The organism is Microbacterium sp. B35-30 (assembly GCF_010634855.1).
Lineage (GTDB): Bacteria > Actinomycetota > Actinomycetes > Actinomycetales > Microbacteriaceae > Microbacterium.
Map to the genome: position 1 here is coordinate 74,153 of NZ_MWLQ01000026.1, position 21,686 is coordinate 95,838.

General features: G+C 70.3%; 19 protein-coding genes and 1 pseudogene. 11 read left to right on the top strand and 9 right to left on the bottom strand.

From position 1 onward, the window contains the following. Nucleotides 1-130: 130 nt before the first annotated feature. The 4 genes from B2K11_RS14545 (at nucleotide 131) to B2K11_RS14560 (ending at nucleotide 6,222) form a co-directional block, all read left to right on the top strand. Complete coding sequence (locus B2K11_RS14545) at nucleotides 131-1,549, top strand: NAD(P)/FAD-dependent oxidoreductase (protein ID WP_163619153.1); 1,419 nt, start codon at nucleotides 131-133, stop codon at nucleotides 1,547-1,549. A gap of 90 nt (nucleotides 1,550-1,639) precedes the next feature. After that, a complete protein-coding gene (locus tag B2K11_RS14550; protein ID WP_163619155.1) occupies nucleotides 1,640-4,378 on the top strand; it encodes a LuxR family transcriptional regulator in 2,739 nt (912 codons plus the stop codon). Nucleotides 4,379-4,505: 127 nt separating this feature from the next. Continuing rightward, nucleotides 4,506-5,327 (top strand): alpha/beta hydrolase, encoded by an 822-nt coding sequence (locus B2K11_RS14555; RefSeq protein WP_163619156.1) that lies wholly within the window; start codon nucleotides 4,506-4,508, stop codon nucleotides 5,325-5,327. A gap of 70 nt (nucleotides 5,328-5,397) precedes the next feature. Beyond that, nucleotides 5,398-6,222, top strand: coding sequence for an alpha/beta hydrolase (locus B2K11_RS14560; RefSeq protein WP_163619158.1), 825 nt, complete (start codon nucleotides 5,398-5,400; stop codon nucleotides 6,220-6,222). 59 nt (nucleotides 6,223-6,281) lie between these two features. Here the strand turns inward: B2K11_RS14560 and B2K11_RS14565 are convergent, their stop codons facing one another. Beyond that, nucleotides 6,282-6,893 (bottom strand): NAD(P)H-dependent oxidoreductase, encoded by a 612-nt coding sequence (locus tag B2K11_RS14565; RefSeq protein WP_163619160.1) that lies wholly within the window; start codon nucleotides 6,891-6,893, stop codon nucleotides 6,282-6,284. Between the two features lie 141 nt (nucleotides 6,894-7,034). Between B2K11_RS14565 and B2K11_RS14570 the strand changes: the two genes are divergently transcribed. The 6 genes from B2K11_RS14570 (at nucleotide 7,035) to B2K11_RS14595 (ending at nucleotide 12,994) form a co-directional block, all read left to right on the top strand. Next, complete coding sequence (locus tag B2K11_RS14570) at nucleotides 7,035-7,529, top strand: DUF427 domain-containing protein (protein WP_163619162.1); 495 nt, start codon at nucleotides 7,035-7,037, stop codon at nucleotides 7,527-7,529. Between the two features lie 133 nt (nucleotides 7,530-7,662). Continuing rightward, complete coding sequence (locus B2K11_RS14575; RefSeq protein ID WP_163619164.1) at nucleotides 7,663-8,223, top strand: PadR family transcriptional regulator; 561 nt, start codon at nucleotides 7,663-7,665, stop codon at nucleotides 8,221-8,223. A gap of 119 nt (nucleotides 8,224-8,342) precedes the next feature. Beyond that, on the top strand, nucleotides 8,343-10,043 hold the full coding sequence (locus tag B2K11_RS14580; RefSeq protein ID WP_163619166.1) for an AarF/UbiB family protein: 1,701 nt from the start codon (nucleotides 8,343-8,345) through the stop codon (nucleotides 10,041-10,043). 213 nt (nucleotides 10,044-10,256) lie between these two features. Next, nucleotides 10,257-11,114: an SDR family oxidoreductase gene (locus B2K11_RS14585; protein ID WP_163619331.1), complete on the top strand. Its 858-nt coding sequence runs from the start codon at nucleotides 10,257-10,259 to the stop codon at nucleotides 11,112-11,114. Nucleotides 11,115-11,294: 180 nt separating this feature from the next. Further along, a complete protein-coding gene (gene gnd, locus B2K11_RS14590; RefSeq protein ID WP_163619167.1) occupies nucleotides 11,295-12,380 on the top strand; it encodes a phosphogluconate dehydrogenase (NAD(+)-dependent, decarboxylating) in 1,086 nt (361 codons plus the stop codon). After that, a complete protein-coding gene (locus B2K11_RS14595; protein WP_239526078.1) occupies nucleotides 12,377-12,994 on the top strand; it encodes a GyrI-like domain-containing protein in 618 nt (205 codons plus the stop codon). The genes gnd and B2K11_RS14595 overlap by 4 nt, the downstream gene beginning before the upstream one ends. Nucleotides 12,995-13,065: 71 nt before the next feature. Here B2K11_RS14595 and B2K11_RS14600 read toward each other — a convergent pair whose 3' ends face one another. The 7 genes and pseudogenes from B2K11_RS14600 to B2K11_RS20785 all read right to left on the bottom strand — a co-directional run bounded on the left by B2K11_RS14600 (nucleotide 13,066) and on the right by B2K11_RS20785 (nucleotide 19,087). Then, nucleotides 13,066-13,269 carry a cold-shock protein gene (locus B2K11_RS14600; RefSeq protein WP_026059428.1) on the bottom strand — a complete coding sequence of 68 codons (204 nt, stop codon included), beginning with the start codon at nucleotides 13,267-13,269 and terminating at the stop codon, nucleotides 13,066-13,068. Between the two features lie 555 nt (nucleotides 13,270-13,824). Further along, entirely contained in the window at nucleotides 13,825-14,793 is a 969-nt protein-coding gene (locus B2K11_RS14605; protein WP_163619169.1) for a hypothetical protein, read from the bottom strand. Nucleotides 14,794-14,941: 148 nt separating this feature from the next. After that, complete coding sequence (gene msrA, locus B2K11_RS14610; protein ID WP_163619171.1) at nucleotides 14,942-15,496, bottom strand: peptide-methionine (S)-S-oxide reductase MsrA; 555 nt, start codon at nucleotides 15,494-15,496, stop codon at nucleotides 14,942-14,944. Continuing rightward, complete coding sequence (msrB, locus tag B2K11_RS14615) at nucleotides 15,493-15,960, bottom strand: peptide-methionine (R)-S-oxide reductase MsrB (RefSeq protein ID WP_163619335.1); 468 nt, start codon at nucleotides 15,958-15,960, stop codon at nucleotides 15,493-15,495. The genes msrA and msrB overlap by 4 nt, the downstream gene beginning before the upstream one ends. Nucleotides 15,961-16,076: 116 nt before the next feature. Continuing rightward, on the bottom strand, nucleotides 16,077-16,652 hold the full coding sequence (locus B2K11_RS14620; RefSeq protein WP_163619173.1) for a hypothetical protein: 576 nt from the start codon (nucleotides 16,650-16,652) through the stop codon (nucleotides 16,077-16,079). Further along, nucleotides 16,649-17,512, bottom strand: coding sequence for an endonuclease/exonuclease/phosphatase family protein (locus B2K11_RS14625; protein WP_239526080.1), 864 nt, complete (start codon nucleotides 17,510-17,512; stop codon nucleotides 16,649-16,651). Before B2K11_RS14625 ends, B2K11_RS14620 begins: the two co-directional genes overlap by 4 nt. A gap of 73 nt (nucleotides 17,513-17,585) precedes the next feature. Continuing rightward, nucleotides 17,586-19,087 (bottom strand): annotated as a pseudogene (locus B2K11_RS20785) (SulP family inorganic anion transporter). 178 nt (nucleotides 19,088-19,265) lie between these two features. On the opposite strand from B2K11_RS20785, the gene B2K11_RS14635 reads away from it, so the two are divergent. Further along, nucleotides 19,266-20,927, top strand: a complete 1,662-nt coding sequence (locus tag B2K11_RS14635; protein ID WP_163619175.1) for an alpha-amylase family protein — start codon at nucleotides 19,266-19,268, stop codon at nucleotides 20,925-20,927. Here B2K11_RS14635 and B2K11_RS14640 read toward each other — a convergent pair. Then, entirely contained in the window at nucleotides 20,879-21,685 is an 807-nt protein-coding gene (locus tag B2K11_RS14640) for a glycosyltransferase family 2 protein (RefSeq protein WP_163619177.1), read from the bottom strand. The genes B2K11_RS14635 and B2K11_RS14640 overlap by 49 nt on opposite strands. Nucleotide 21,686 lies beyond the last annotated feature (1 nt).

A 21,686-nucleotide genomic window follows, 5' to 3' on the forward strand; every position in this document is an offset into this window, starting at 1 on the left:
CCCACATAACCACAGGCCGACGACATCATGACGGAGGCCGACAGACGCCCTGATCTCCGGTATCCTCGCCCCCCGCGATGCGGCGGCATCAGTCTCGCCTGTGTCGCGGGACGCGGCTACGTTGGGGCGCATGACTTCTCGCGAGTACGACCTCATCGTGATCGGAGCCGGCCCCGTCGGCGAGAACGTGGCAGACCGGGCAACGCAGGGCGGCTTGTCGGTCGTCGTCGTCGAGAGCGAGCTCGTCGGCGGCGAATGCTCGTACTGGGCGTGCATCCCGTCGAAGGCGCTGCTGCGTCCGGGTGCGGCGCTGCGGGCCGCGCGGGCGGTCGGCGGGGCGGCACAGGCAGTGACCGGCGAGATCGATGTGGCGGCGAGCCTGCACCGCCGCGATGAGCTCGTGCATCACTGGGACGACACCTCGCAGGTCGACTGGCTGCACGGCGCCGGCATCGATCTCGTCCGCGGGCACGGGCGGCTCACCGGTGAGCGCGAAGTCACCGTCACCGACGCGGACGGCGTCGAGACGGTACTGGTCGCCCGCCACGCGGTCACCGTCTCCACCGGTTCGGCGGCGCTGCTCCCCGACATCCCCGGCCTCCGCGAGGTCCAGCCGTGGACGAGCCGCGAAGCCACCGGCGTGCAAGACGTGCCGGCATCCCTTGTGGTGCTGGGCGGCGGTGTCGTCGGCAGCGAGATGGCGACGCTCTTCACCTCGTTCGGCGCGACCGTCACGGTCATCGCGCGGTCCGGCCTGCTGGGGGGCGTCGAGCCCTTCGCGGGCGAGGCGGTCGCGAGGGCGCTGACGGATGCCGGAGCCGCCGTGCGCACCGGCGTCGAGGTCGAGCGCGCGGCGCGCGACGGCGACGGCGATGTCGTGCTGTCGCTGTCGGACGGCTCTGAGGTGCGCGCGGCCGAGGTGCTGGTCGCGACGGGACGCGTGCCCCGCACGGCCGACATCGGTCTCGAGAGCGTCGGGCTCGAGCCCGGTTCGTGGCTCGATGTCGACGACACGCTGCGCGTCCGCGGCGTCGACTGGCTCTACGCGGTGGGCGACGTCAACCACCGCGCGCTGCTCACGCACCAGGGCAAGTACCAGGCGCGCGCCGCAGGCGATGTCATCGCCGCGCGTGCGCAGGCGGCGGAGATCGACGACGCCCCCTGGGGCGCCCACGTCGCGACGGCGGATCACTCCGCGGTCCCGCAGGTGATCTTCACCGATCCCGAAGTGGCGTCGGTCGGTCACACCGAGAAGTCCGCGCGCGCGGCGGGGCTCGACGTCCGGGTCATCGACTACGACCTGTCGTGGCTCGCGGGCTCGAGCGAACTGGCCGACGACTACCAGGGGCGGGCGCGGGCGATCGTCGACGAGAAGCGGCGCGTCCTCGTCGGTGCCACCTTCGTCGGCCAGGACGTCGGCGAGATGCTGCACGCGGCGACGATCGCGATCGTCGGCGAGGTGTCGATCGAGCGCCTGTGGCACGCGGTGCCGTCGTATCCGACGATCAATGAAGTGTGGCTCCGCTGGCTCGAGGAGTTCGGCCGCTGATCGAGGTCCCATCCGAGCAGTCGGTACCGGCGGAGAGATGGATGCTGCGGCGCCGGAAAGTGCTTCGTCACTCGATCCTCGACCGCTACGGTGAGGGACATCACGACTTCCGATCGGGTGCTGGGGCGGGCCGAGGAGTTGCACACCCTCCGCGCGCTCATCACGCACGCGCGCAACGGGGTGAGCAGCGCGGTGCTCGTGCAGGGCGACCCGGGTGTGGGCAAGACGACACTGATCGAGGAGGTGATCCGCGACCTCGCCGATGTGCGGGTGCCTCGCATCACCGGCTACGAGGTCGAGTCGACCCTCGCATACGGCGCGATGCAGCGCCTGGGGCGACCGCTCGCCGGTTACGTCGATGACATCCCGCCGACGCAGCAGAGCGCACTGCGCGTGGCCGCCGGCCTGGCCGAGGGCCCCCCGCCGGAACGTGCGCTGGTGGGCCTCGCCGTGCTGTCGGTGCTCGCGCGGGCGGGGGACGACACCACCACCATCTGCGTCGTCGACGACGCGCACCATCTGGACGCGGAATCGCTCGAGGTGCTGGGGGTCGTCGCCCGGCGCCTCTCCGCAGAGGCGGTGGCGCTCGTATTCGTCTCGCGGGAGGACGACGGCGTCGACCGCGCACTCGCCGGGGTGCCGCGCCTGCGGTTGTCAGGACTGGACGCCGACACAGCGGCGACGGTGCTCCGGGCATCAGTGCGCGCCAAGATCGATCCTGCGGTCGTCGCCGAGATCGTGAGCTACACGGCGGGCAATCCACTGGCACTGCGGGACCTCGGCGAGCAGCTCTCGGCGCATGAGCTCACGTCGATCGCGATCGGCCGCGCACCGGCTCCGCTCGGTCCACGCCTTGAGGATCACTATTCGGCGCAGGTCGCGACGCTCTCCCCGGCGACGCGGATGTGGCTGCTGCTGGCTGCGGCCGAGTCGACCGGCGATGCGGGCGTCGTGCGGGGGGCAGCGAGCGCACTGGGGCTCGCCGACGATGCGGCGACCGAGGCCGAGAGGCTGCGGCTGGTCGAGGTGCGTGAGCGGGTCAGGTTCCGGCATCCGCTCGTGCGATCCGCGGTGTACGGCGGCATGCCCGACGCCGACCGGCGAAGGGCGCACGCCGCGCTGCGCGACCAGACGGCCGGGCGCGGCCACCGCGAGCTCGCGGCGTGGCATGCCGCGGCGGCCTGCGCCGGCACTGATGCCGCCGTCGCCGAGGAGCTCGCCGTGGTCGCCGACCTCGCCGGCGCACGAGGGGGTACGAAATCCCGCGCACTGCTGCTCGCGCGGGCTGCAGAGCTGGCCCCTTCGCCGCGGCTGCAGAGCGAGTGGCTCGTCGGCGCTGCCGAGGCCGCGATCGCGGCGGGCGCCGGCGTGCTCTCGCGCCAGCTGCTGGAACGCGTCGAACCGGCCTTTCTGGACCCCATCGGACGCGGTCGGATGCTGGTGGTCGAGGCGATCTGCACCATCTATCTGGCCGACCCGACCTCGATGCGAGACACACCGGCGGTGCTGATGGCGGCCGCCGACGAGTTCCGCGGCCGGGCCAGCGCCCTCGAGCAGAAGACGCTCCTTCTCGCCTTGAATTCGGCGATGTCCGTCGAGGACCGTGCTGTCGGCGCCCGCGTCGAAGAGCTCGCGGTGCGCATGCGTTCTGCTGCGGAGGGCGACGGCAGCGTGTACGCGATCGCGCTGCGGGCCATCGCCTCGTTCGCGCTCGACGACTACGTCGAGGCGCTGCCGTCGCTGCGCGAGGCGGTGGCGATGCTCGAGGGCCTCGACGACGATGTGCTGTTGGACTTCAGCTTCTACACCGTCGCTCCCTGCATCGCGACGTGGGACTGCGACGCGGCATCCCGTCTGCTCTCACGCACCGTGCGCCTGGGGCGTGAGCGCGGGGCGTTGCGAGAGGTGGACGGTGCGCTGTGGGTGCTGAGCGCGGTGGAGCTGTCGCGCATGAATCCGGCTCGGGCGAGTGAGTATCTCGCGCAGGCGGAGGAGCTTCGGCGCGCCCTCGGCTATGTCGACGAGCAGACCGTCAACGCTGCGCAGCTGGCATGGCAGGGCGCGCCGCGGGCCACCGTGGAGCAGATCATCGACGGCATGGGCGCGCTCGGCTACGGCGGTGTCGCGCGGATGGCTGTCGGCGCACTCGGCATCGTCGAGATCGCTGAAGGGGACTATGCCTCGGCGTTCGAGCGCCTGTCGCACCTGGTGGAGCATCCCTTTCTGCAGGCGAGCTTCCATCACATTCCCGAACTCGTCGAGGCCGCCGTGCGCAGCGGCAACGTTGCCGCGGCGCATACGGCGGCGGCCAGCATGCGGAGGTACGCCGCCGCGTCTGGGTCGCCGTGGGCACGCGGCCTCGCCGCACGATGCGATGCCCTTCTCGCCGGCGACGGCGACGCCGAGGCCCTCTACCTCGCGTCCATCGGGCTGCTCGACACTCCGAGCCATCGAGGCGACGCCGCCCGCAGCCGCCTCGTCTACGGCGAATGGCTGCGCCGCATGCGACGGCGCAGCGACGCGCGGGTCCCGCTGCATGCCGCCCGCGAAGCGTTCCTGGACGTCGGCGCGACAGGCTTCGCCGAGCGTGCGCGTCGCGAGCTGACCGCCGCCGGCGAGCAGATCAGCGAGCCCGCGCTACCCATGGGGCAGCTCACGCCGCAGGAGGCCGAGGTGGCGCGGCTCGCCGCGCGCGGAGCTACCAACGCCGACATCGGCTCTGCGCTGTTCATCAGCTCCAACACCGTGGACTATCACCTGCGCAAGGTCTTCCGGAAGCTCGGCGTCTCGTCGCGACGTCAGCTCACCGACCACTTCCCACCCCGCTGAGCATCGCCGGGACGGATGTCCCTGGCGCGTGGTGCCAGAGCTCTCGACGGCGGTGGCGACTACGTGCGCACGTGATGCGCGGGAGCGCTCCCGCGCCGGACCATGGCAGCACCGAAGGGAGCCGGCCATGCCTTACCTCACCACGGAAGACGGCACGCAGATCTTCTACATCGACTGGGGCGACGGGGCGCCCGTGCTGCTGAGCCACGGCTGGCCGCTCAACTCTGACGCGTGGGAGGCCTCGGCGCGGTTCCTCGCCGAGCGCGGTCACCGCGTCGTGGCGCACGATCGCCGCGGCCACGGCCGGTCGACCCGCAGCTGGAACGGCAACGACATGGACACCTACGCCGACGACCTCGCGTGTCTCGTCGATCGGCTCGATCTCTCAGGGCTGACTCTGGTCGGACACTCGACGGGTGGGGGCGAGGTCGTGCGGTACGTCGCTCGGCACGGATCCGCACGGGTGGCGAGGATGGTGCTCGTCTCTGCCGTGCCGCCGCTCATGGTGCACGCCGATGACAATCCCGGCGGGCTCCCCCTCGATGTCTTCGACGGGATCCGAGCCGGTGAGGTGGCGAATCGATCCCAGCTCTACCGCGACCTGGCCGATGGCCCGTTCTTCGGTCACAACCGTTCCGGCGCCATCGCGCAGGGCACCCGCGACGCGTTCTGGTCCCAGGGGCTCGCCTCGGGCACCCACAACGCCCACGAATGCATCGCGGCGTTCTCCGCGACGGACTTCCGGAAAGATCTTGCAGCGATCGACGTGCCCGTCCTCGTGATCCATGGCGACGACGACCAGATCGTGCCGTTCGAGATCAGCGGCCGGCTGTCGGCCCAGTTGATCCCGGATGCGCGGCTCGTGGTGTACGCCGGCGGCGCACACGGCCTGCCCGATACGGCGCGAGAGCGCCTCCACGCGGATCTGCTCGCCTTCATCGGCGAGTGAGCCGTCGCCCTCCTCGACCTGTGGTGATCGGCACCACGGCATTGCTACACGAATCCGGAAGGAAGAATCCATGTTCCGACACACGCGTCGCGTGGCGCTCGCCGCCGCGGCAGCGACCACGCTCGCCCTCCTGATCGGCGGGGCGGCGCTGCCGGCCACCGCCGAGCCGGCCGACACCGCACGGCCCTCCACTCCCAAGCCGACGATCGTGCTGGTCCACGGCGCGTTCGCCGACTCGAGCGGATGGTCGATCGTCGGCACCGCCCTGCAGGCGGAGGGCTATCCCGTGATCGCCTTCTCGAACCCGCTGCGAGGATTGACCTACGACAGCGAGTACCTGCGGCAGTTCCTGAGCACGATCGAGGGACCGATCGTCCTCGTCGGCCATTCCTACGGCGGTGCGCTGATCACGAACGCCGCCACCGGCAACCCGAACGTGAAGTCCCTCGTGTACATCGCCGCCTACGCCCTCGACGCCGGCGAGTCGGTCGCCCAGGCGAACGGGCTCGGCGGTGGTCACACCGATGTCACCGATCATCTGGTGGTGCGGCCCTTCCCGGGAGCGTCCGAGGGCGATGCCGACGCCTACATCGACCCGGCCGCCTTCCCCGAGCTGTTCGCACAGGATCTGCCGCTCGTCGTCGCGCAGAACATGGCGGCCACCCAGCGTCCGGGTGCGTTCGCCTCGCTGGTCACGCCGTCCGGCGAACCCGCGTGGAAGACGATCCCGAGCTGGTACATGGTCGCCACGCAGGACCGCATCATCCCGCCGGAGGCGGAGCGGGCGATGGCGGAGCGCGCGGGTGCGAAGGTCGTCGAGGTCAAGAGCTCCCACGTGCCGATGATCAGTCAGCCTCTGAAGGTGCTGTCGCTGATCAGATCCGCGGCCAAGTGAGGCGACGGATGCCGCGGCCCGGGTTCTCCGCCCGGGTCGCGGCATCCGTCGTTCCGGTCTCATCCCTGCGGCGGCGCGGGGTACGGGCGCTCCTGGAGGAGCTTCGCGAGATGAGCGGCGTTGCGGGCGAGGGTCGCCGTGGTCGACGCGACCTTCTCAGGCGTCTCGGGCAGGTCCTTGTAGTCGGTGGTCTGCATCGCCTCGCCGTTCCAGTAGACCCCGCCCTGCGAGGGGATGGTGAAGCCGACGTCGCCGAGCGCCTGGTAGAGATCGGCCGTGATGGCGTGAGCGCCGTCCTCATTGCCGACGACCACCGTCACCGCGACCTTGCCGGCGAGGATCGCGCGCCCCTCGTCGTCCGTCTCCGACAGCTCGGCGTCGAGGCGCTCGAGCACGCGCTGCGCGACGCTCGAGAGGTGTCCCATCCACGTCGGCGTGGCGAAGACCAGGATGTCGCTGGCCAGCACCTTCTCGCGGATCTGCGGCCACTGATCTCCGTCGCCCATGTCGGCTTCCACTCCCGGCCGGATGTCGAGGTCGACCACCCGGACCTGTTCGCCGGCGACGTCGTGCTCGGCGAGCGCGTCGAGTACCTGCTGGGCGAGCAGTTCGCCGCTCGAGGCATCCGGCGAGGGCTTCAGGGTGCAGTTCAGTGCGAGTGCGCGGAGCATGTCGATTCCTTTCGCGTCGGTGGGCACGCTACGGAACCCGCGGCGTTCCCGGCGGGGCCTTGACAGGGTCTCCCGCAGGTGGGTGGTGGTCGCGCGGGGTAGCCTTGCCCTCCCAACCGCTGCTCCTCAAGGAGGTGGCATATGAGGCCTGAGCCATCGCCGGTCGGCCCCGGTCAGGAGTCCGTCTGGGACTACCCGCGTCCGCCGCGCGTCGAACACGTGGCTCGACGTGCCGTGATCCGCCTGGGCGGTGAGGTGATCGTCGACACCGACGACGTCGTCCGCGTGCTGGAGACGAGTCATCCGCCGGTCTACTACCTGCCGATCTCCGCGTTCGCCCCGGAGGCGCTGACGCCGGGCGAGGGGTCGTCGTACTGCGAGTTCAAGGGCAGCGCCCGGTACTTCGACGTGCGCGGCGGGGATCGGCTGCGACCGCGCGCGGCGTGGGCGTATCCGCATCCCGCCGAGGGTTTCGAGTCCCTCGAAGGCCGGGTCGCGGTGTACCCCCGTGAGATGGACCTCTGCACGATCGACGGCATCGAGGTCCGGCCGCAACCTGGGCGGTTCTACGGCGGGTGGATCACCCCGGAGATCGTCGGGCCGTTCAAGGGGGACCACGGCTCCATGGGGTGGTGACGCTCCCGTCCCCGTCGGTGCGGGGCATCCGTCACCGCGATCTGCACAGCGAACACCCAGCCGGCTCCCTTGTCGAGCGATATATCGCTAGGTATCGTCGGCATATCGGCACACACTCGTTCAGGAGGTCGTCATGAGCGGTTCGTTCCCCGGATTCGGTTCCCGTCCAAGTGGTCAGGGCTCCGGTCTGCCCGGCAGTCTGTGGGATGCCATGGACCAGTTGAAGGATGCCTTCGAGCGCGGGTTCTCGCCGCGCGTCGGGCGCGGCGATGTGCGGGCCGCGGTGCTCGCGATCCTCGCTGAGAAGCCCATGCACGGCTACCAGATCATCCAGGAGATCGAGGCACGCAGCGACGGCGCGTGGAAGCCCAGCCCGGGGTCGGTTTATCCGACCCTGCAGCTCCTCGCCGACGAGGGCCTCGTGGCGGCGGAGGAGGCGAACGGCAAGAAGACGTACTCGCTCACGGAGGCCGGCCGCGCCGAGGCGGCGGCCGCCGACGGACAGTCCGCGCCCTGGGAGTCCTTCGGCTCCCGCGACACGGGGCGCACCAGCGCCCTCCCCAAGGCGGGCGCGAAGCTCGCGCAGGCGGCCGCTCAGGTCGGACGCGGGGGTACGCCCGAACAGGTGGCGCAGGCGGTCGAGGTGCTGGACGAGGCGCGGCGTAAGCTCTACTCGATCCTCGCTCAGGACTGAGGGGCAGGCCGGGTGCCGGCACGGCACCACGACCCGCGCGCCTATTGGCGCACGGTATTCCGGGCGACCGGGATCGCGGGCACGGCTGATGACCTGATCCGCACCGCCTAGGAGCTTCGATGGCCGACGTCGGGAACCCGCGCGCCCGCTATCGCCGGATCCTGCGGTTCGCCGGGCGCTATATGGTCCAGGCGTGGTGGTACGAACTGTTCCTGCCGCGGTTCGGGCTCGGCGCGCTCGCCGCCCGCGGACGCACCCGGCGGCTGCGCACCATCGCGCGCCGCTTCCACGCGCTGGCGGTCCAGTACGGCGGGCTCATGATCAAGGTGGGCCAGTTCCTGTCATCGCGCCTCGACGTCCTGCCGCCCGAGATCACGAAGGAGCTCGAGGGCCTGCAGGACGAGGTGCCGCCGGTCGCCTTCCCCGCGATCCGCGAGCTCGCGGAGGCGGAGCTGGGTGTGCCACTGAGCCGCGCGTTCGAGTGGGTCGATGAGACACCGGTGGCCGCGGCATCCCTCGGCCAAGCGCACCGTGCCCGGTTGACATCGGCAGACGCCGCGGAGACCGGGTTCGCGGACGTCGTCGTCAAGGTGCAGCGGCCGGGGATCGAGGCGATCGTCGACGTCGACCTCGCCGCCCTCCGGCGCGTGGCCGGCTGGCTCAGCCGGGTCAAGGTCGTGCGCGACCACGTCGACCTGCCGCAGCTCGTCGAGGAGTTCGCGCACACCAGCCGCGAGGAGATCGACTACCTCCACGAGGCCCAGAACGCGGAGCGGTTCGCCGCCGACGTCGCCGGTGACCCGCGCGTCGCAGCCCCCGAGATCGCCTGGGAGCGCACCACCCGTCGCGTGCTGACGCTCCAGGACGTCACCGCGATCAAGATCAACGACGTCGAGGGGCTGCGGGCGGCCGGAATCGACCCGGCCGCCGTCGCGGTCGAGTTCGCCAACGTGATGTTCGATCAGCTCTTCCTCCGGGGCTTCTTCCACGCCGACCCGCATCCGGGCAACATCTTCGTGACCCCGGTGACGCGCGCGGCCGGCGACACCCGGCATCCCTGGACCCTCACGTTCATCGACTTCGGCATGATGGGCGAGGTGCCCGACACGCTGCGGCACAGCCTGCAGCGGCTCATGATCGCGGTGGCCTCGCGCAACAGCCGGCAGATGATCGACAGCATCCGAGCGGTCGGTGTGCTGCTCCCGTCTGCTGACACCATCGAGCTCGAGCGGGCCATGACCACGCTGTTCGCCCGGTTCGGCGGCATGGGCTTCGCCGAGCTGCAGAAGGTCGATCCGCGAGAGTTCCGCGATTTCGCGAAGGAGTTCGGCGACGTCGTGCGGTCGCTGCCGTTCCAGCTGCCCGAGAACTTCCTGCTGATCATCCGGGCGGTCTCCCTCACGAGCGGGATGTGCAGCTCGCTCGACCCGGCATTCAACGTCTGGGATGCCGTGGAGCCGTATGCCGATCGCCTGCTCCGGGACGAGCGGGGCAACGTGGGCCGAGCAGTCGTAGAGGAGGCGGCGTCGATGGCGGGCGTCGTGGCTCGCCTGCCGCGGCGGCTCGACGACATGGTGACGCGCATCGAGGACGGTCGGCTCGTCGCCGACGTGCCGAAGCTCGACCGGTGGCTGAAGCGCCTCGAGCGCATGGTCCGCCGCGTCGTCTCTGCCGTGCTCTTCGCCGGTCTGCTGATCAGCGGTTCGGTGCTGCGTGCGGAGGACCTCACGATCGGCACCGTGCTGATGGTCGCGTCACTGCTGCCGCTGCTGCACGCCCTGTTCGCGGGCTTCTCCGGCCGCCAGGGACCGTACGGCTGACCACTGCCCTCATGATCGGCGCGGAGGACACGCCACAGCCTCGTCCTCCGCGGGGAGGAACCGCACGGTGACGACGCCGGTCGGGGGTGACAGCTGGTCGTAACCGGTCCGTGCCGTGCGCGCAACCCCGAAGCGCGCACCGCACCTTCCGCCTACCGTGACGGCATGGCTACCGACAGACGCGACCAGTACACGTTCACCAACCCCGCTGAGATGTACGCCGCCTTCGATCCGAAGAAGCAGCATCAGCCGGAGCCGGGACTCGACGCCGAGCTGGAGCCGAAGGCCGATCTCGGCGAGGACACCTATCGCGGCTCCGGACGACTCGCCGGCCGCAAGGCGCTCATCACCGGCGCCGACTCGGGCATCGGCGCCGCGACGGCGATCGCCTTCGCCCGCGAGGGGGCCGACGTGGCGATGTCGTACCTGCCGGAGGAGGAGAAGGACGCCCAGCGCATCGCCGGGCTCATCCAGGACGCCGGCGTCACAGCGCTCACGCTGCCGGGCGACCTGCGCAACCCCGGCTATTGCCGCGACCTCGTCGCGCGCGCCGTCGATGGGCTCGGCGGGCTCGACATCCTGGTGAACAACGGCGGCAAGCAGGTCTTCAACGAGGATCTGGCGACGCTCGACGATCAGCAGTTCGACGACACCTTCAAGACGAACGTCTACGCGATGTTCTGGATCACCAAGGCGGCCCTTCCGCACCTGAAGCCCGGCTCGACCATCATCAACACGACATCAATTCAGGCCTACAAGCCGTCCGAGATCCTCGTCGACTACGCGTCGACGAAGGCGACGATCAACGCGTTCACCAAGGCACTCGCGCAGCAGCTCGCGCCGAAGGGGATCCGCGTGAACGCGGTCGCACCCGGACCGATCTGGACCCCGCTGCAGGTGACTGACGGACAGCCGCAGGAGAAGATCGAGAGCTTCGGAGAGCAGACGCCGCTGGGTCGCGCGGGCCAGCCCGCCGAGCTCGCCCCGGCATATGTGTTCCTCGCGTCCGCGGAATCCAGCTATGTCGCCGGTGAGACGCTCGCGGTGACCGGCGGTTCGCCGACCCCCTGACCGCATCCCGGGCGAGCGGCGGGCGCCGGTGCGGATCCGGGGATGGCCGGGACCGCGGTGGCGGCATCCGTCCCGGAGAGGGGGCGGTCGTGGGCATCGGCCGGTCCGCGCCGCTGCTCTCTAGACTGCGAGAACGGATGATCGAGCCTCTGGGCTGGACGGACGAGTGGAGGAGCGGCGATGCAGCTGGGAATGGTGGGCCTGGGCCGGATGGGCGGCAACATCGTCCGGCGTCTGATGCGGGACGGCCACGAGTGCGTCGTGTACGACGTGAGCGCGGACGTCGTCAGCCGCCTGGCGGCGGAGGGCGCCGTGGGATCGGGCAGTCTGGCCGAACTGGTGGCGCAGCTCGAGGCACCGCGTGCGATCTGGCTGATGATCCCGGCGGGACTGACCGGGAAGGTCGTCGACGAGGTCGCGGCACTGCTCGAGCCCGGCGACATCATCATCGACGGCGGCAACTCGAACTACCGCGACGATGTGCGGCGCGCGGCGGCTCTGAAGGGCAGCGGCGTCCACTACGTCGACGTCGGCACGAGCGGGGGCGTCTTCGGGCTGGAGCGGGGGTACTGCCTGATGGTGGGCGGCCCCGACGAGGCGTTCCAGCGCATCGAGCCGATCCTCCGGACCATCGCGCCCGGCAGCGGCGAGGCGGGGCGCACACCCGGCCGCGCGGGAGACTTCGCTCCCGAAGAGCTCGGCTACCTCCATTGCGGGCCATCCGGCGCCGGCCACTTCGTCAAGATGGTCCACAACGGCATCGAGTACGGCGTGATGGCGGCGCTCGCGGAAGGACTGAACATCCTCGAGCACGCGGATGCCGGAGTGCAGGAGGCCGAGCATTCGGCCGAGGTGGCGCCGCTGGAGGAACCGGAGTTCTATCAGTTCACGATCGACACGCCGAAGGTCGCCGAGCTGTGGCGGCGAGGATCCGTGATCTCGTCGTGGCTGCTCGACCTGACCGCGGCGGCGCTCCAGGGAAATCCGACCCTCGAGGGCCTCGCGGGGCGCGTGTCGGACTCGGGCGAGGGTCGCTGGACGGTCAAGGCCGCGGTCGACACCGGGGTGCCGGCTCCGGTGCTCGCCGCATCGCTGTTCGAACGGTTCGCGTCGAGGGACGAGGACCAGTTCGCCAATCAGGTGCTCTCGGCGATGCGACTGCAGTTCGGCGGCCACCAGGAGCTGCCGGCGGGCGACGTGCTCGAGGCCGGCGGGCGTAAGTCCGAGTCCTCGAGCGGCGGGTCAGCGCAGATCGGACCGGCGTGACGAAGGTCGACCTGAAGAAATCGATCGACGCGTACACGGCACCGCGAGGGTCGTTCGAGATTCTCGACGTGCCGCCGATGCGCTACCTCATGATCGACGGCCACGGCGACCCGAACACCTCGGACGAGTACGGCGATGCGGTCGGAGCCGTGTTCACCGTCGCGTACAAGCTGAAGTTCCTGAGCAAGGCCGAGCTCAGCCAGGACTACGTCGTGATGCCGCTCGAGGGGCTCTGGTGGTCGGACGACTTGGCGACGTTCACGACGGAGCGCGACAAGTCGCGCTGGAGCTGGACCATGATGAGCCTGGTGCCGGGGTGGATCGACATGTCGCACTTCGAGCGGGCACGGCAGGCGGCGGCGGCGAAGGCTGCGTCACCGGCTCTGGAACAGCTGCGCATGGCGGAGCTGACCGAGGGGACGTGCGTCCAGACGCTTCACGTCGGCTCGTACGACGACGAGGCGCCCGTGCTCGACGAGATGCACCGCCGATTCATCCCCGAAGCGGGCCTGCGCATGCGGGGGCTCCACCACGAGATCTACCTGGCGGATCCGCGGCGCACCTCACCGGAGCGACTGCGGACGATTCTGCGCCAGCCGGTCGAACCGGCGTAGCCGGTCGACGCGGCCGGATGACTGTCGGCAGTCAGCCGGGGCCGAAGAGATCGGCCCCGGCTGACGACAGATCAAAGCGGCCGGATGTTCGCTGCCTGCATGCCCTTGGGGCCACGCTCGGCGTCGAATTCGACCTTCTGGTCCTCGCGGAGCTCCTTGAAGCCCTCGCCGGTGATCGCGCTGAAGTGCGCGAACAGGTCGGCCGAACCGTCGTCGGGAGCGATGAAGCCGTAGCCCTTCTCCGAGTTGAACCATTTCACGGTGCCAGTGGCCATCGTGTCTTTCCTTCTTTTTCGTGGGCCGTGTGAACGGCCGCGGGTGCCACTCGCGCGAGCGCGCAGTGGACGTGTGAGGCGCGCGTGATGCGCGGGTGCGACGGTGTGCGAGGCGAACGACGCGGCGACCGCCGCGGACGCCTGCGGGTGCGTGGAGTGCACGCCGAGCGGCGACCCGAGGGCGCTCTGCGCCTCGAAGCCGTGGGAGCCGACAGCGACGAATCCTGCATACTCGCCGGCGGCCGTCGCGACGAAGACGTCGGGGTCGGCCTGGTGCCAGGCGAGCACGGGATGTGCTGGTGCTGCGGTGGAAGTGACGGAAGTCAAGGGAACTTTCAGAAGGTGCGCCTTCGCGAGGAGGAGAGGGGCACGGAAATCGATGGGAGTGAAACCGCACGCGGCGGTGGGCGTCGGAAGCTCTGCATTCCTCGTTGATGGCAGAGGATGTCGACAAAACAGCCCGATCGGGCGTTCCAGGTTAGCACGGCTGTCTGTGCAGTGCGCACCTGTCGGTACCGGAACCGGCGGGCCGGACGAGACGCGCTCCGCCACGGCCTACTTCGCACGCCCATCGGCGGCGCCGGCGGCCGGGGCCGTGCCTGCTCCAGGGGGCGTTGCGGCGCGCGGTGCCGTCTCCGAGCCGTCGCGGGGACTGCGGGAGATGAGGTTGGTCGCCCAGCGTTCGTTGAAGCCCGCGAGGAATCCGACCGAACCCCAGAAGAACCAGCTCTCCACCCGACCCTCGGGGATGGTGAACACCGTTGCGGCCAGGATCCCGCTCTTGAGCAGGAACACGACCGCCGCGGCGAAGAACCACCCGAGGAAGATGCGGTATCGCGCGGCCCCGCCGGCGGCGACCTCGATCGGGAGATCGCCGAGTTTGTGCATGCGCAGCAGCACGCTCACGCAGGCTCCGGCGGCGCCCGCCCCCACCGCGACCAGCACGTCGCGCAGCGCGTCGGCCTGTTCCGTGGGAATCGGGCCCCCTCGCCAGAGCGTGATGACGGCCGCACCGCCGCCGCCGATCAGCCCCAGAACGAGGAAGGTCAGGATCACGCCGCCGAGCAGGCCCCGCGCGTACCTCCGCCGCGCGAGCTCGCCCTCGCGGCGTTTCAGGAAGTCCTCCGCGTAATCGAGTCGGGCCTCGAGCGCCGCGATGTCGGCCGCCGGCGATCCCGGGCGTGCGAAGCCCTGTGCCGCGATCCGGACCGCTTCGCGGACGAGCTCGTCCAGCGTCGCGATGTCGTCGCCGCGCAGCACGAACTGCCCGCGCAGGAGCACCTCGTTCAGACGACCGAACTGTCGAGGCGCATAGGTGGCGACCTTGCGAGCCGCGGCGCGGAATTCGGCGTCGTCGCTGCGCAGCAGGCCGATCGGGGGTTTCTGGAGCGCCCGGCGTTCACGCTCGGCCGCTCGGGATCTGGCGCGGTTCGGAATGCGGGCCAGCTGGATCGCCGACCACGTCGACCAGGATGTGTCGCCGATCCACCCTGTCCGCAGTGGGGCTTGCGCTGCTTCGGCCACGATCGCTCCTCTCCTTGCGCCGCGCACACGTGGCGATGCTGAGATGAGGAGGCGGCGCAAGGCGCAGATACACGGATGCCGCGACCCGTCGGGTCGCGGCATCCGTCGTCTCGTGCCTGCGGTGCCCGGTCACCGACCGGGCCTGTCGTCACGCGGTGGCGTCAGCGCGCTTGGGCAGCACCCAGCCGGCACGCGGGAAGTGGCACGTGTAGCCGTTGGGGATGCGCAGCAGGTAGTCCTGGTGCTCGGGCTCGGCCTCCCAGAACGGGCCCGCGGACTCGATCGTGGTGACGGCATTGCCCGGCCACAGCCCCGACGCGTCGACGTCGGCGATGGTCTCGCGGGCGACCTGGTCCTGCTCGGGGGAGAGCGGGAAGATCGCCGAGCGGTAGCTCGAGCCGATGTCGTTGCCCTGGCGGTTCAGCGTCGACGGGTCGTGGATCTGGAAGAAGAACGCGAGGATGTCGCGGTACGTCGTCTTGGTGGGGTCGAAGACGATCTCCACCGCCTCGGCGTGCCCGGGGTGCTTGCGGTACGTCGCGTGCGCGTTCTCGCCGCCGGTGTAGCCGACGCGGGTGTCGAGAACGCCGGGCTGGCGGCGGATGAGGTCTTCCACGCCCCAGAAACAGCCGCCGGCGAGGACTGCCGTCTCGGTGCCGGGGGTGCGGGTGATCTCGCCGGTGTCGAAGGGACCGCTGGTCATGATGCGTGCTCCTGGTTCTGGGTGGTGAAGAGGTGTCGGTAGGCGCCGTAGCCCTCGTCGTCGAGCGACGAGGCGGGCACGAAGCGCAGTGCGGCCGAGTTCATGCAGTATCTCAGGCCGCCGGCCTGCCGTGGGCCGTCGGGGAAGACGTGACCGAGATGGCTGCCGGCGCCCGACGAGCGCACCTCGGTGCGAGGCAGGAGCAGCTTCCAGTCCTTCTTGGTCGCGACGGCATCCGGCTCGATCGGCTTGGTGAAGCTCGGCCATCCGGTTCCGCTGTCGTACTTGTCGGTCGACGAGAAGAGCGGCTGGCCCGAGACGACGTCGACGTAGATGCCGGGCTCGTGGTTGTTCCAGTACTCGTTGCGGAAGGGAGGCTCGGTGCCGTCCTCCTGCGTGACGTGGTACTGGGTGGCGGTGAGGCGGCTGAGCGCCTCGGAAGTCTTGCGGTAGTCGTTGCTCACGATTCCTCCTCGGATGACGTCGCTGGCTGCGGCGTCATAGAGGAAGAACGGATGCCGCACCGCTTTTGGTCCCGCGAACCTGTGAGCCAGCTTCGAGTTCGTCGGGCTCATGGAGCTCACTCCTGCTCCACCAGCCTGACCCGCGCGACGACGAGACCGGCGACGAGGCCGCCGAGCCCGCCCGCGGCCATATCGCCGATCGAGTCCCGGTAGGTCACGAAGATGCCGGGGTCGACGAACGTCTTGCCGACCCACTCCGCCATCTCCCAGACGGCGCTCAGCGCCAGGCCGATGCTGGTGACCAGCACGATCGGCGTCACGGGGCGGGTGGTCGGTGCGAGGGGCGTCGGCACGATCGCCAGCCTCGCCAGCAGGATGTAGGCCATGGCGGCCAGTACGCCGGTGCAGACGAAGTGCACGACCAGGTCCCATCCCGGCACTGTCTCGTAGAGGCCGAGCACGTTGCTCCAGGCCGCGACGAGCACGGTGAGGCAGAAGACGACGTCGAACGCCGGGCGCACCCCGACGAACCGGGGAACGACCAGCGCCAGCAGCGTCAGAGCCACGATGCCGGCGTCGGCCGGGCTCCACCAGACGAGGGCCGCGACGACGCTCAGCGGCCCGAGTAGCCGCACCGCGTCGGCCACCCACTCGGCGGCGCCCTGCGGCGGCCTGAGGAAGCGCGCCTTCACGCGGTGTCCCGCCGCACCGGGACGCTCACGACGGCCTGGACCGGAAGATGGTCCGAGGGCCATACGCCGCGATGCCGGAAGGTGTTGATGCCGGCGCGCTCCACCTGCACGTCCGGCGTGACGACGATCCAGTCGATGCGAGGGCGCGTCGGGCGCGGCGGACGGTAGCTGGCGAAAGTGCCGACGGATGCCGTCACCCGGCGCGCCGCGGCGGTCCACGCATCCTTGAGTCCGCCGTCGTCGAGCAGCGCTCGCAGGGTGCGCGACGTCTCACCCGCGTTCAGATCGCCGGTCAGGATGCTGGGGCCCCGGCCCACCAGCGCCCGGAGCACGTCGACCGAGCGCATGCGCGAGCGAGGGGAGAAGGGGTCCAGGTGCGTATTGAGCGCAGTGAGCGCGGCTCCCGTGCGACGGTCGCGGAAGCGCGCCGTCACCACGACGCGGGGGATGAGGTTGCCCCACGAGCGGGAGCCGGCGGCGTGCGGGTGATCCGAGAGCGCGCTCTGCTCCCAGTCCAGGAGCTCGAGCCGGTGGGTGTCGAAGAACACCGGGCAGCCCTCGCCGGCCCCGCGCGGGCCGTGACCCCGGCCGACGAACCGGTAGCGCGTGCCCAGCGCGGCCAGCACGGCTGCGGCCTGGTCCGGCATCGCCTCCTGCACGCCGAGGATCGCCGGCTGCTCCGACTCGAGCAGGGCCCGAACCGCCGGCGCGCGATGCCGCCAGCGATCCGCCCGGCGCCACCCGTGGCCCGTCATCCGGCGCCGGATGTTGAACGTCATGACGTGCAGGAAGGGCGGCTCGACGGGGCCGACGAGCGGCATGGCAGGCCCCGGGTCGACCGTCCTGTCTCGTCGGTGCATCCCTCACCGTAGGCAGATCGCGGAGCGAGGCGGGAGGGGCTTGCGTCGCGGCGGGTCTGTGGGCACCCAGCGCTCAGGCCGACCCGAGGCCACCGCTCAGCCGCCCGTGGAACGACGCCGCGGCGTCGCTCATGCCCTCGAGCACGACGGTGGTGCCGCGCTGCTCGTACTTCGTGACGATGGCGTCGAGCGCGGCGACGGTCGAGGCATCCCAGACGTGCGTGTGCGACAGGTCGATGACGACATGAGCGGGATCGGCGGCGTACTCGAACTGCGTCGTGAGGTCGTTGCTCGAGGCGAAGAAGAGCTCGCCGTCGACCCGGTACCGCGCGGTGTCGCCGTCGACCGTCCGGCTCACGGTGGTGAAGTGTGCGACCCTGCGGGCGAACAGCACCATCGCGGCGAGCACCCCCAGCACCACGCCGATGGCGAGGTTGTGTGTCCAGACGGTGGCGACGACAGTCACGAGCATCACGAAGGTCTCGCTCAGCGGCATCCGTCTCAGCGTCGCCGGCCGGATGCTGTGCCAGTCGAACGTCGAGACCGACACCAGGATCATCACGGCGACGAGCGCCGCCATCGGGATGAGGCCGACGATGTCGCCGAGAGCGACCACGAGGATCAGCACCCACACGCCCGCCAGGAACGTCGAGATGCGGGTGCGGCCGCCCGAGGTCTTCACGTTGATCATCGTCTGGCCGATCATCGCGCAGCCGCCGGTGCCGCCGAAGAAGGCCGACGCGATGTTGGCGACGCCGAGCCCCCACGCCTCGCGCGTCTTGCGGGAACGGGTGTCGGTGATGTCGTCCACGAGCTTCGCGGTCATCAGCGATTCGAGGAGGCCGACGAGCGCTGCGGCGAAGGCGTACGGCGCGACGATCTGAAGGGTCTCCCACGTCAGGGGCACCTCGGGGATGAGCAGTTCGGGAAGGCTGCGCGGCAGCTCGCCCTGGTCGGCGACGTTCGGAACGGCCGAGAGTCCGAACACGACGACGGCGGCGGTCAGCAGCACGATCGCGATGAGCGGTGCAGGGACGGCGCGCGTGATCCGCGGCCAGACGAACAGGATGCCGAGCCCCACGGCCACCAGCACGTACACCGCCCACGGCACGTCGATCAGCTGCGGCATTTGCGACAGGAAGATCAGGATCGCCAGGGCGTTCACGAACCCGACCATCACGCTGCGCGGGATGAAGCGCATGAGCCGCGCGACGCCGAGCACGGCGAACAGCACCTGGATCACCCCTGCGAGCACGATCGCACGATGAGGTAGTCGGAGCCGTGCTCGCGCGCGACCGGGGCGATGACGAGCGCGACCGCTCCCGCGGCGGCGGTGATCATCGCGGGGCGCCCGCCGGTGAACGCGATGACGGCCGAGAGCGCGAACGACGAGAACAGCCCGACCCGCGGATCGACGCCGGCGACCACCGAGAACGCGATCGCCTCGGGGATGAGGGCGAGTGCCACCACGAGTCCGGCGAGCACCTCCCGCGTGAGCAGCCGGGGGCGGCGCAGCGCCTGCAGCACGGTGGGCTCGATGCGGTAGCGATCGGCGGATTCAGCGACGGTGGACACGGGGGACGACTCTAGCCGTGCGGGATCCGCCCGCGCCTGTATCCAACACCGCAGCGGATCTCAAGGGCCTGCCCGGGACGCGAGCGGACCGGCAGACTCGCGGCATGGATTCCACGGACTCTCATGCGATCCCGGATGCCGCGGGATACGGCATCCTGCCCCACCCGAGGGGGAAGCGATGAAGATCACCGACACGAGCGACCTCTGGTGGAAGAGCGCCATCGTCTACTGCCTCGACGTCGAGACCTACCTCGACTCCGACGGCGACGGCACGGGCGACCTGCAGGGTCTGGCGCAGCGGATCGACTACCTCGCGCAGCTGGGGGTGACGTGCCTGTGGCTGATGCCGTTCTATCCGACGCCCGATCGCGACGACGGGTACGACATCACCGACTTCTATGGCGTGGATCCGCGGCTGGGCAGTCACGGCGACTTCGTGGAGGTCATCCGCACCGCCCACGACCGCGGCATGCGGGTGATCGTGGATCTGGTCGTCAACCACACCTCCGACCGGCATCCGTGGTTCCAGAAGGCGAAGCGCAGCGTGAACTCGCCGTACCGCGACTTCTACATCTGGCGCGACGATCCGCCGCCCAAGGGCCAGAAGAACACCGTCTTCCCCGGCGAGGCCGACGGCATCTGGACGAAGGACGATGCCTCCGGGCAGTGGTACCAGCACAGCTTCTACGAGCACCAGCCCGACCTCAACATCGCGAACCCCATGGTGCGCGATGAGCTCGCCCGGGTGATCGGCTTCTGGCTGCAGCTGGGGGTGTCGGGCTTCCGCGTCGACGCCGTGCCGTTCTTCCTCGAGATGCCGCCCGGGGCGCAGATCCCCGACCCGCACGAGCTGCTTCGGGACTTCCGGCGCTTCCTGCAGCGCCGCTCGAGCGAGGCGATCCTGCTGGGGGAGGTGAACCTGCCGTACGACCAGCAGGTCGCCTACTTCGGCGGGGGCGACGCGAGCGAGCTGTCGATGCAGTTCGACTTCGTCGGCATGCAGGCGTTCTACCTCTCGCTCGCGCGGCAGGATCCGGCTCCGCTCATCAAGGCGCTGACCTCGCGGCCGCAGCTTCCCGACGAGGTGCAGTGGGCGAACTTCCTGCGCAACCACGATGAGCTGACGCTCGACAAGCTGACCGACGCCGAGCGGGAAGAGGTGTTCGACGCCTTCGCGCCGGACGAGCGGCAGCGCGTGTTCGGCCGCGGCATCACCCGCAGGCTGCCCCCGATGCTGGGTGACCCGCGACGCATCCGCATGGCCTACAGCCTCATGTTCACGCTGCCTGGCACACCGGTCATGTTCTACGGCGAGGAACTCGGCATGGGGGAGAACATCGACATCCCCGGGCGCAGCGCGGTGCGCACGCCGATGCAGTGGACCGCGGAGAAGAACGGCGGCTTCTCGCAGGCCGCACCGTCGCGGCTGATCGCCCGACCGCCGGGCGACGGCTATGCACCGCAGCACGTCAACGCCGCGGATCAGATCGAGGACCGCGAGTCGCTGCTGCACTTCTTCCGCGATCTGATCTCGCGATACCGGATCTCACCCGAGCTCGGGTGGGGGGCGTTCGAGGTGCTGGAGCAGCCTGTCGATTCGCTGCTGGTGCACTCGCTCCGCGCGGACGTCGGGCGGATGATCGCCATCCACAACTTCACCGACGTGCCCGCGGCGACGAGCTTCGCCTTGCAGGACGAGCCTGAGGGCACGCGGCTCGTCGATCTGCTGGGCTCGGACCGCATCCCGCTCGATGAGCGCGGAGGCGTGCAGCTGGAAGTGCCGGCGTACGGCTATCGGTGGCTGCGCGTGTCGAGGCCGGGGGACGGCCGGGTGTCGTAGCGGCGGCCGGCCACCCGGCGTCGCACCCCGCGCAGCAGCCGCCGCGTCCAGCGCACCGGCGGGAAGTCGTGCGGGAAGTGCACCAGTACCGTGCGCAGTCCGCGGGCCGCGCGACGGCCGAACGCCTGCCCGGGGGCGAACGGCCGCATGGAGATGCCCATCCGCGCGCCCGACAGGTGCCGGATACGGCCCCGCTCACCCAGGTGGAAGGCGAGGTCCATGTCGTCGTGCAGCTCGGCATCGAGATGCACGGACGAACGGATGCCGAGCCACGCCGCGCGACGCAGGCCCATGTTCGAGCCGAACAGCGGGAGATGCCCGAGAGTGGGGATCATCACGGCGGCGTAGGTGCCGAGGTAGAGCGTCGCCAGCGGTGTGCGCAGCAGCGCCGGACCGTCGATGAAGCGGGCGGCCCCGGTGAACGCGGCCACGTCGCGACGGGCGGCGAACGCGACCGCCATCGCCGCCGTCCATGACTCATCGGGCACGCAGTCCGCGTCCAGCCGCAGGATGAGGTCGCCCTCTGCGGCGTCGTATCCGGCGGCGCTCGCCGCGGGGATGCCAGGTGCCTCGCAACGGACCAGGCGGGCGCCGAAGGCGCGGGCGACGTCGGCGGAGGCATCCGTCGATCCGTTGTCGACGACGATCACCTCGTCCGCCGGAACGGTCTGGCGCGCCAGTGCACGCAGGCATCGTGCGAGCTCGGTGTCGTCGTCCTTCACCGGGATGACGACCGATATCCGCGCGGCGTTCGGCATG

Coding starts and splice junctions, on each gene's coding strand:
- B2K11_RS14545 (WP_163619153.1), top strand. CDS start 131: ATGACTTCTCGCGAGTACGACCTCATCGTGATCGGAGCCGGCCCCGTC.
- B2K11_RS14555 (WP_163619156.1), top strand. CDS start 4,506: ATGCCTTACCTCACCACGGAAGACGGCACGCAGATCTTCTACATCGAC.
- B2K11_RS14560 (WP_163619158.1), top strand. CDS start 5,398: ATGTTCCGACACACGCGTCGCGTGGCGCTCGCCGCCGCGGCAGCGACC.
- B2K11_RS14565 (WP_163619160.1), bottom strand. CDS start 6,893: ATGCTCCGCGCACTCGCACTGAACTGCACCCTGAAGCCCTCGCCGGAT.
- B2K11_RS14570 (WP_163619162.1), top strand. CDS start 7,035: ATGAGGCCTGAGCCATCGCCGGTCGGCCCCGGTCAGGAGTCCGTCTGG.
- B2K11_RS14575 (WP_163619164.1), top strand. CDS start 7,663: ATGAGCGGTTCGTTCCCCGGATTCGGTTCCCGTCCAAGTGGTCAGGGC.
- B2K11_RS14580 (WP_163619166.1), top strand. CDS start 8,343: ATGGCCGACGTCGGGAACCCGCGCGCCCGCTATCGCCGGATCCTGCGG.
- B2K11_RS14585 (WP_163619331.1), top strand. CDS start 10,257: ATGTACGCCGCCTTCGATCCGAAGAAGCAGCATCAGCCGGAGCCGGGA.
- gnd (WP_163619167.1), top strand. CDS start 11,295: ATGCAGCTGGGAATGGTGGGCCTGGGCCGGATGGGCGGCAACATCGTC.
- B2K11_RS14600 (WP_026059428.1), bottom strand. CDS start 13,269: ATGGCCACTGGCACCGTGAAATGGTTCAACTCGGAGAAGGGCTACGGC.
- msrA (WP_163619171.1), bottom strand. CDS start 15,496: ATGACCAGCGGTCCCTTCGACACCGGCGAGATCACCCGCACCCCCGGC.
- B2K11_RS14625 (WP_239526080.1), bottom strand. CDS start 17,512: ATGCACCGACGAGACAGGACGGTCGACCCGGGGCCTGCCATGCCGCTC.
- B2K11_RS14635 (WP_163619175.1), top strand. CDS start 19,266: ATGAAGATCACCGACACGAGCGACCTCTGGTGGAAGAGCGCCATCGTC.
- B2K11_RS14640 (WP_163619177.1), bottom strand. CDS start 21,685: ATGCCGAACGCCGCGCGGATATCGGTCGTCATCCCGGTGAAGGACGAC.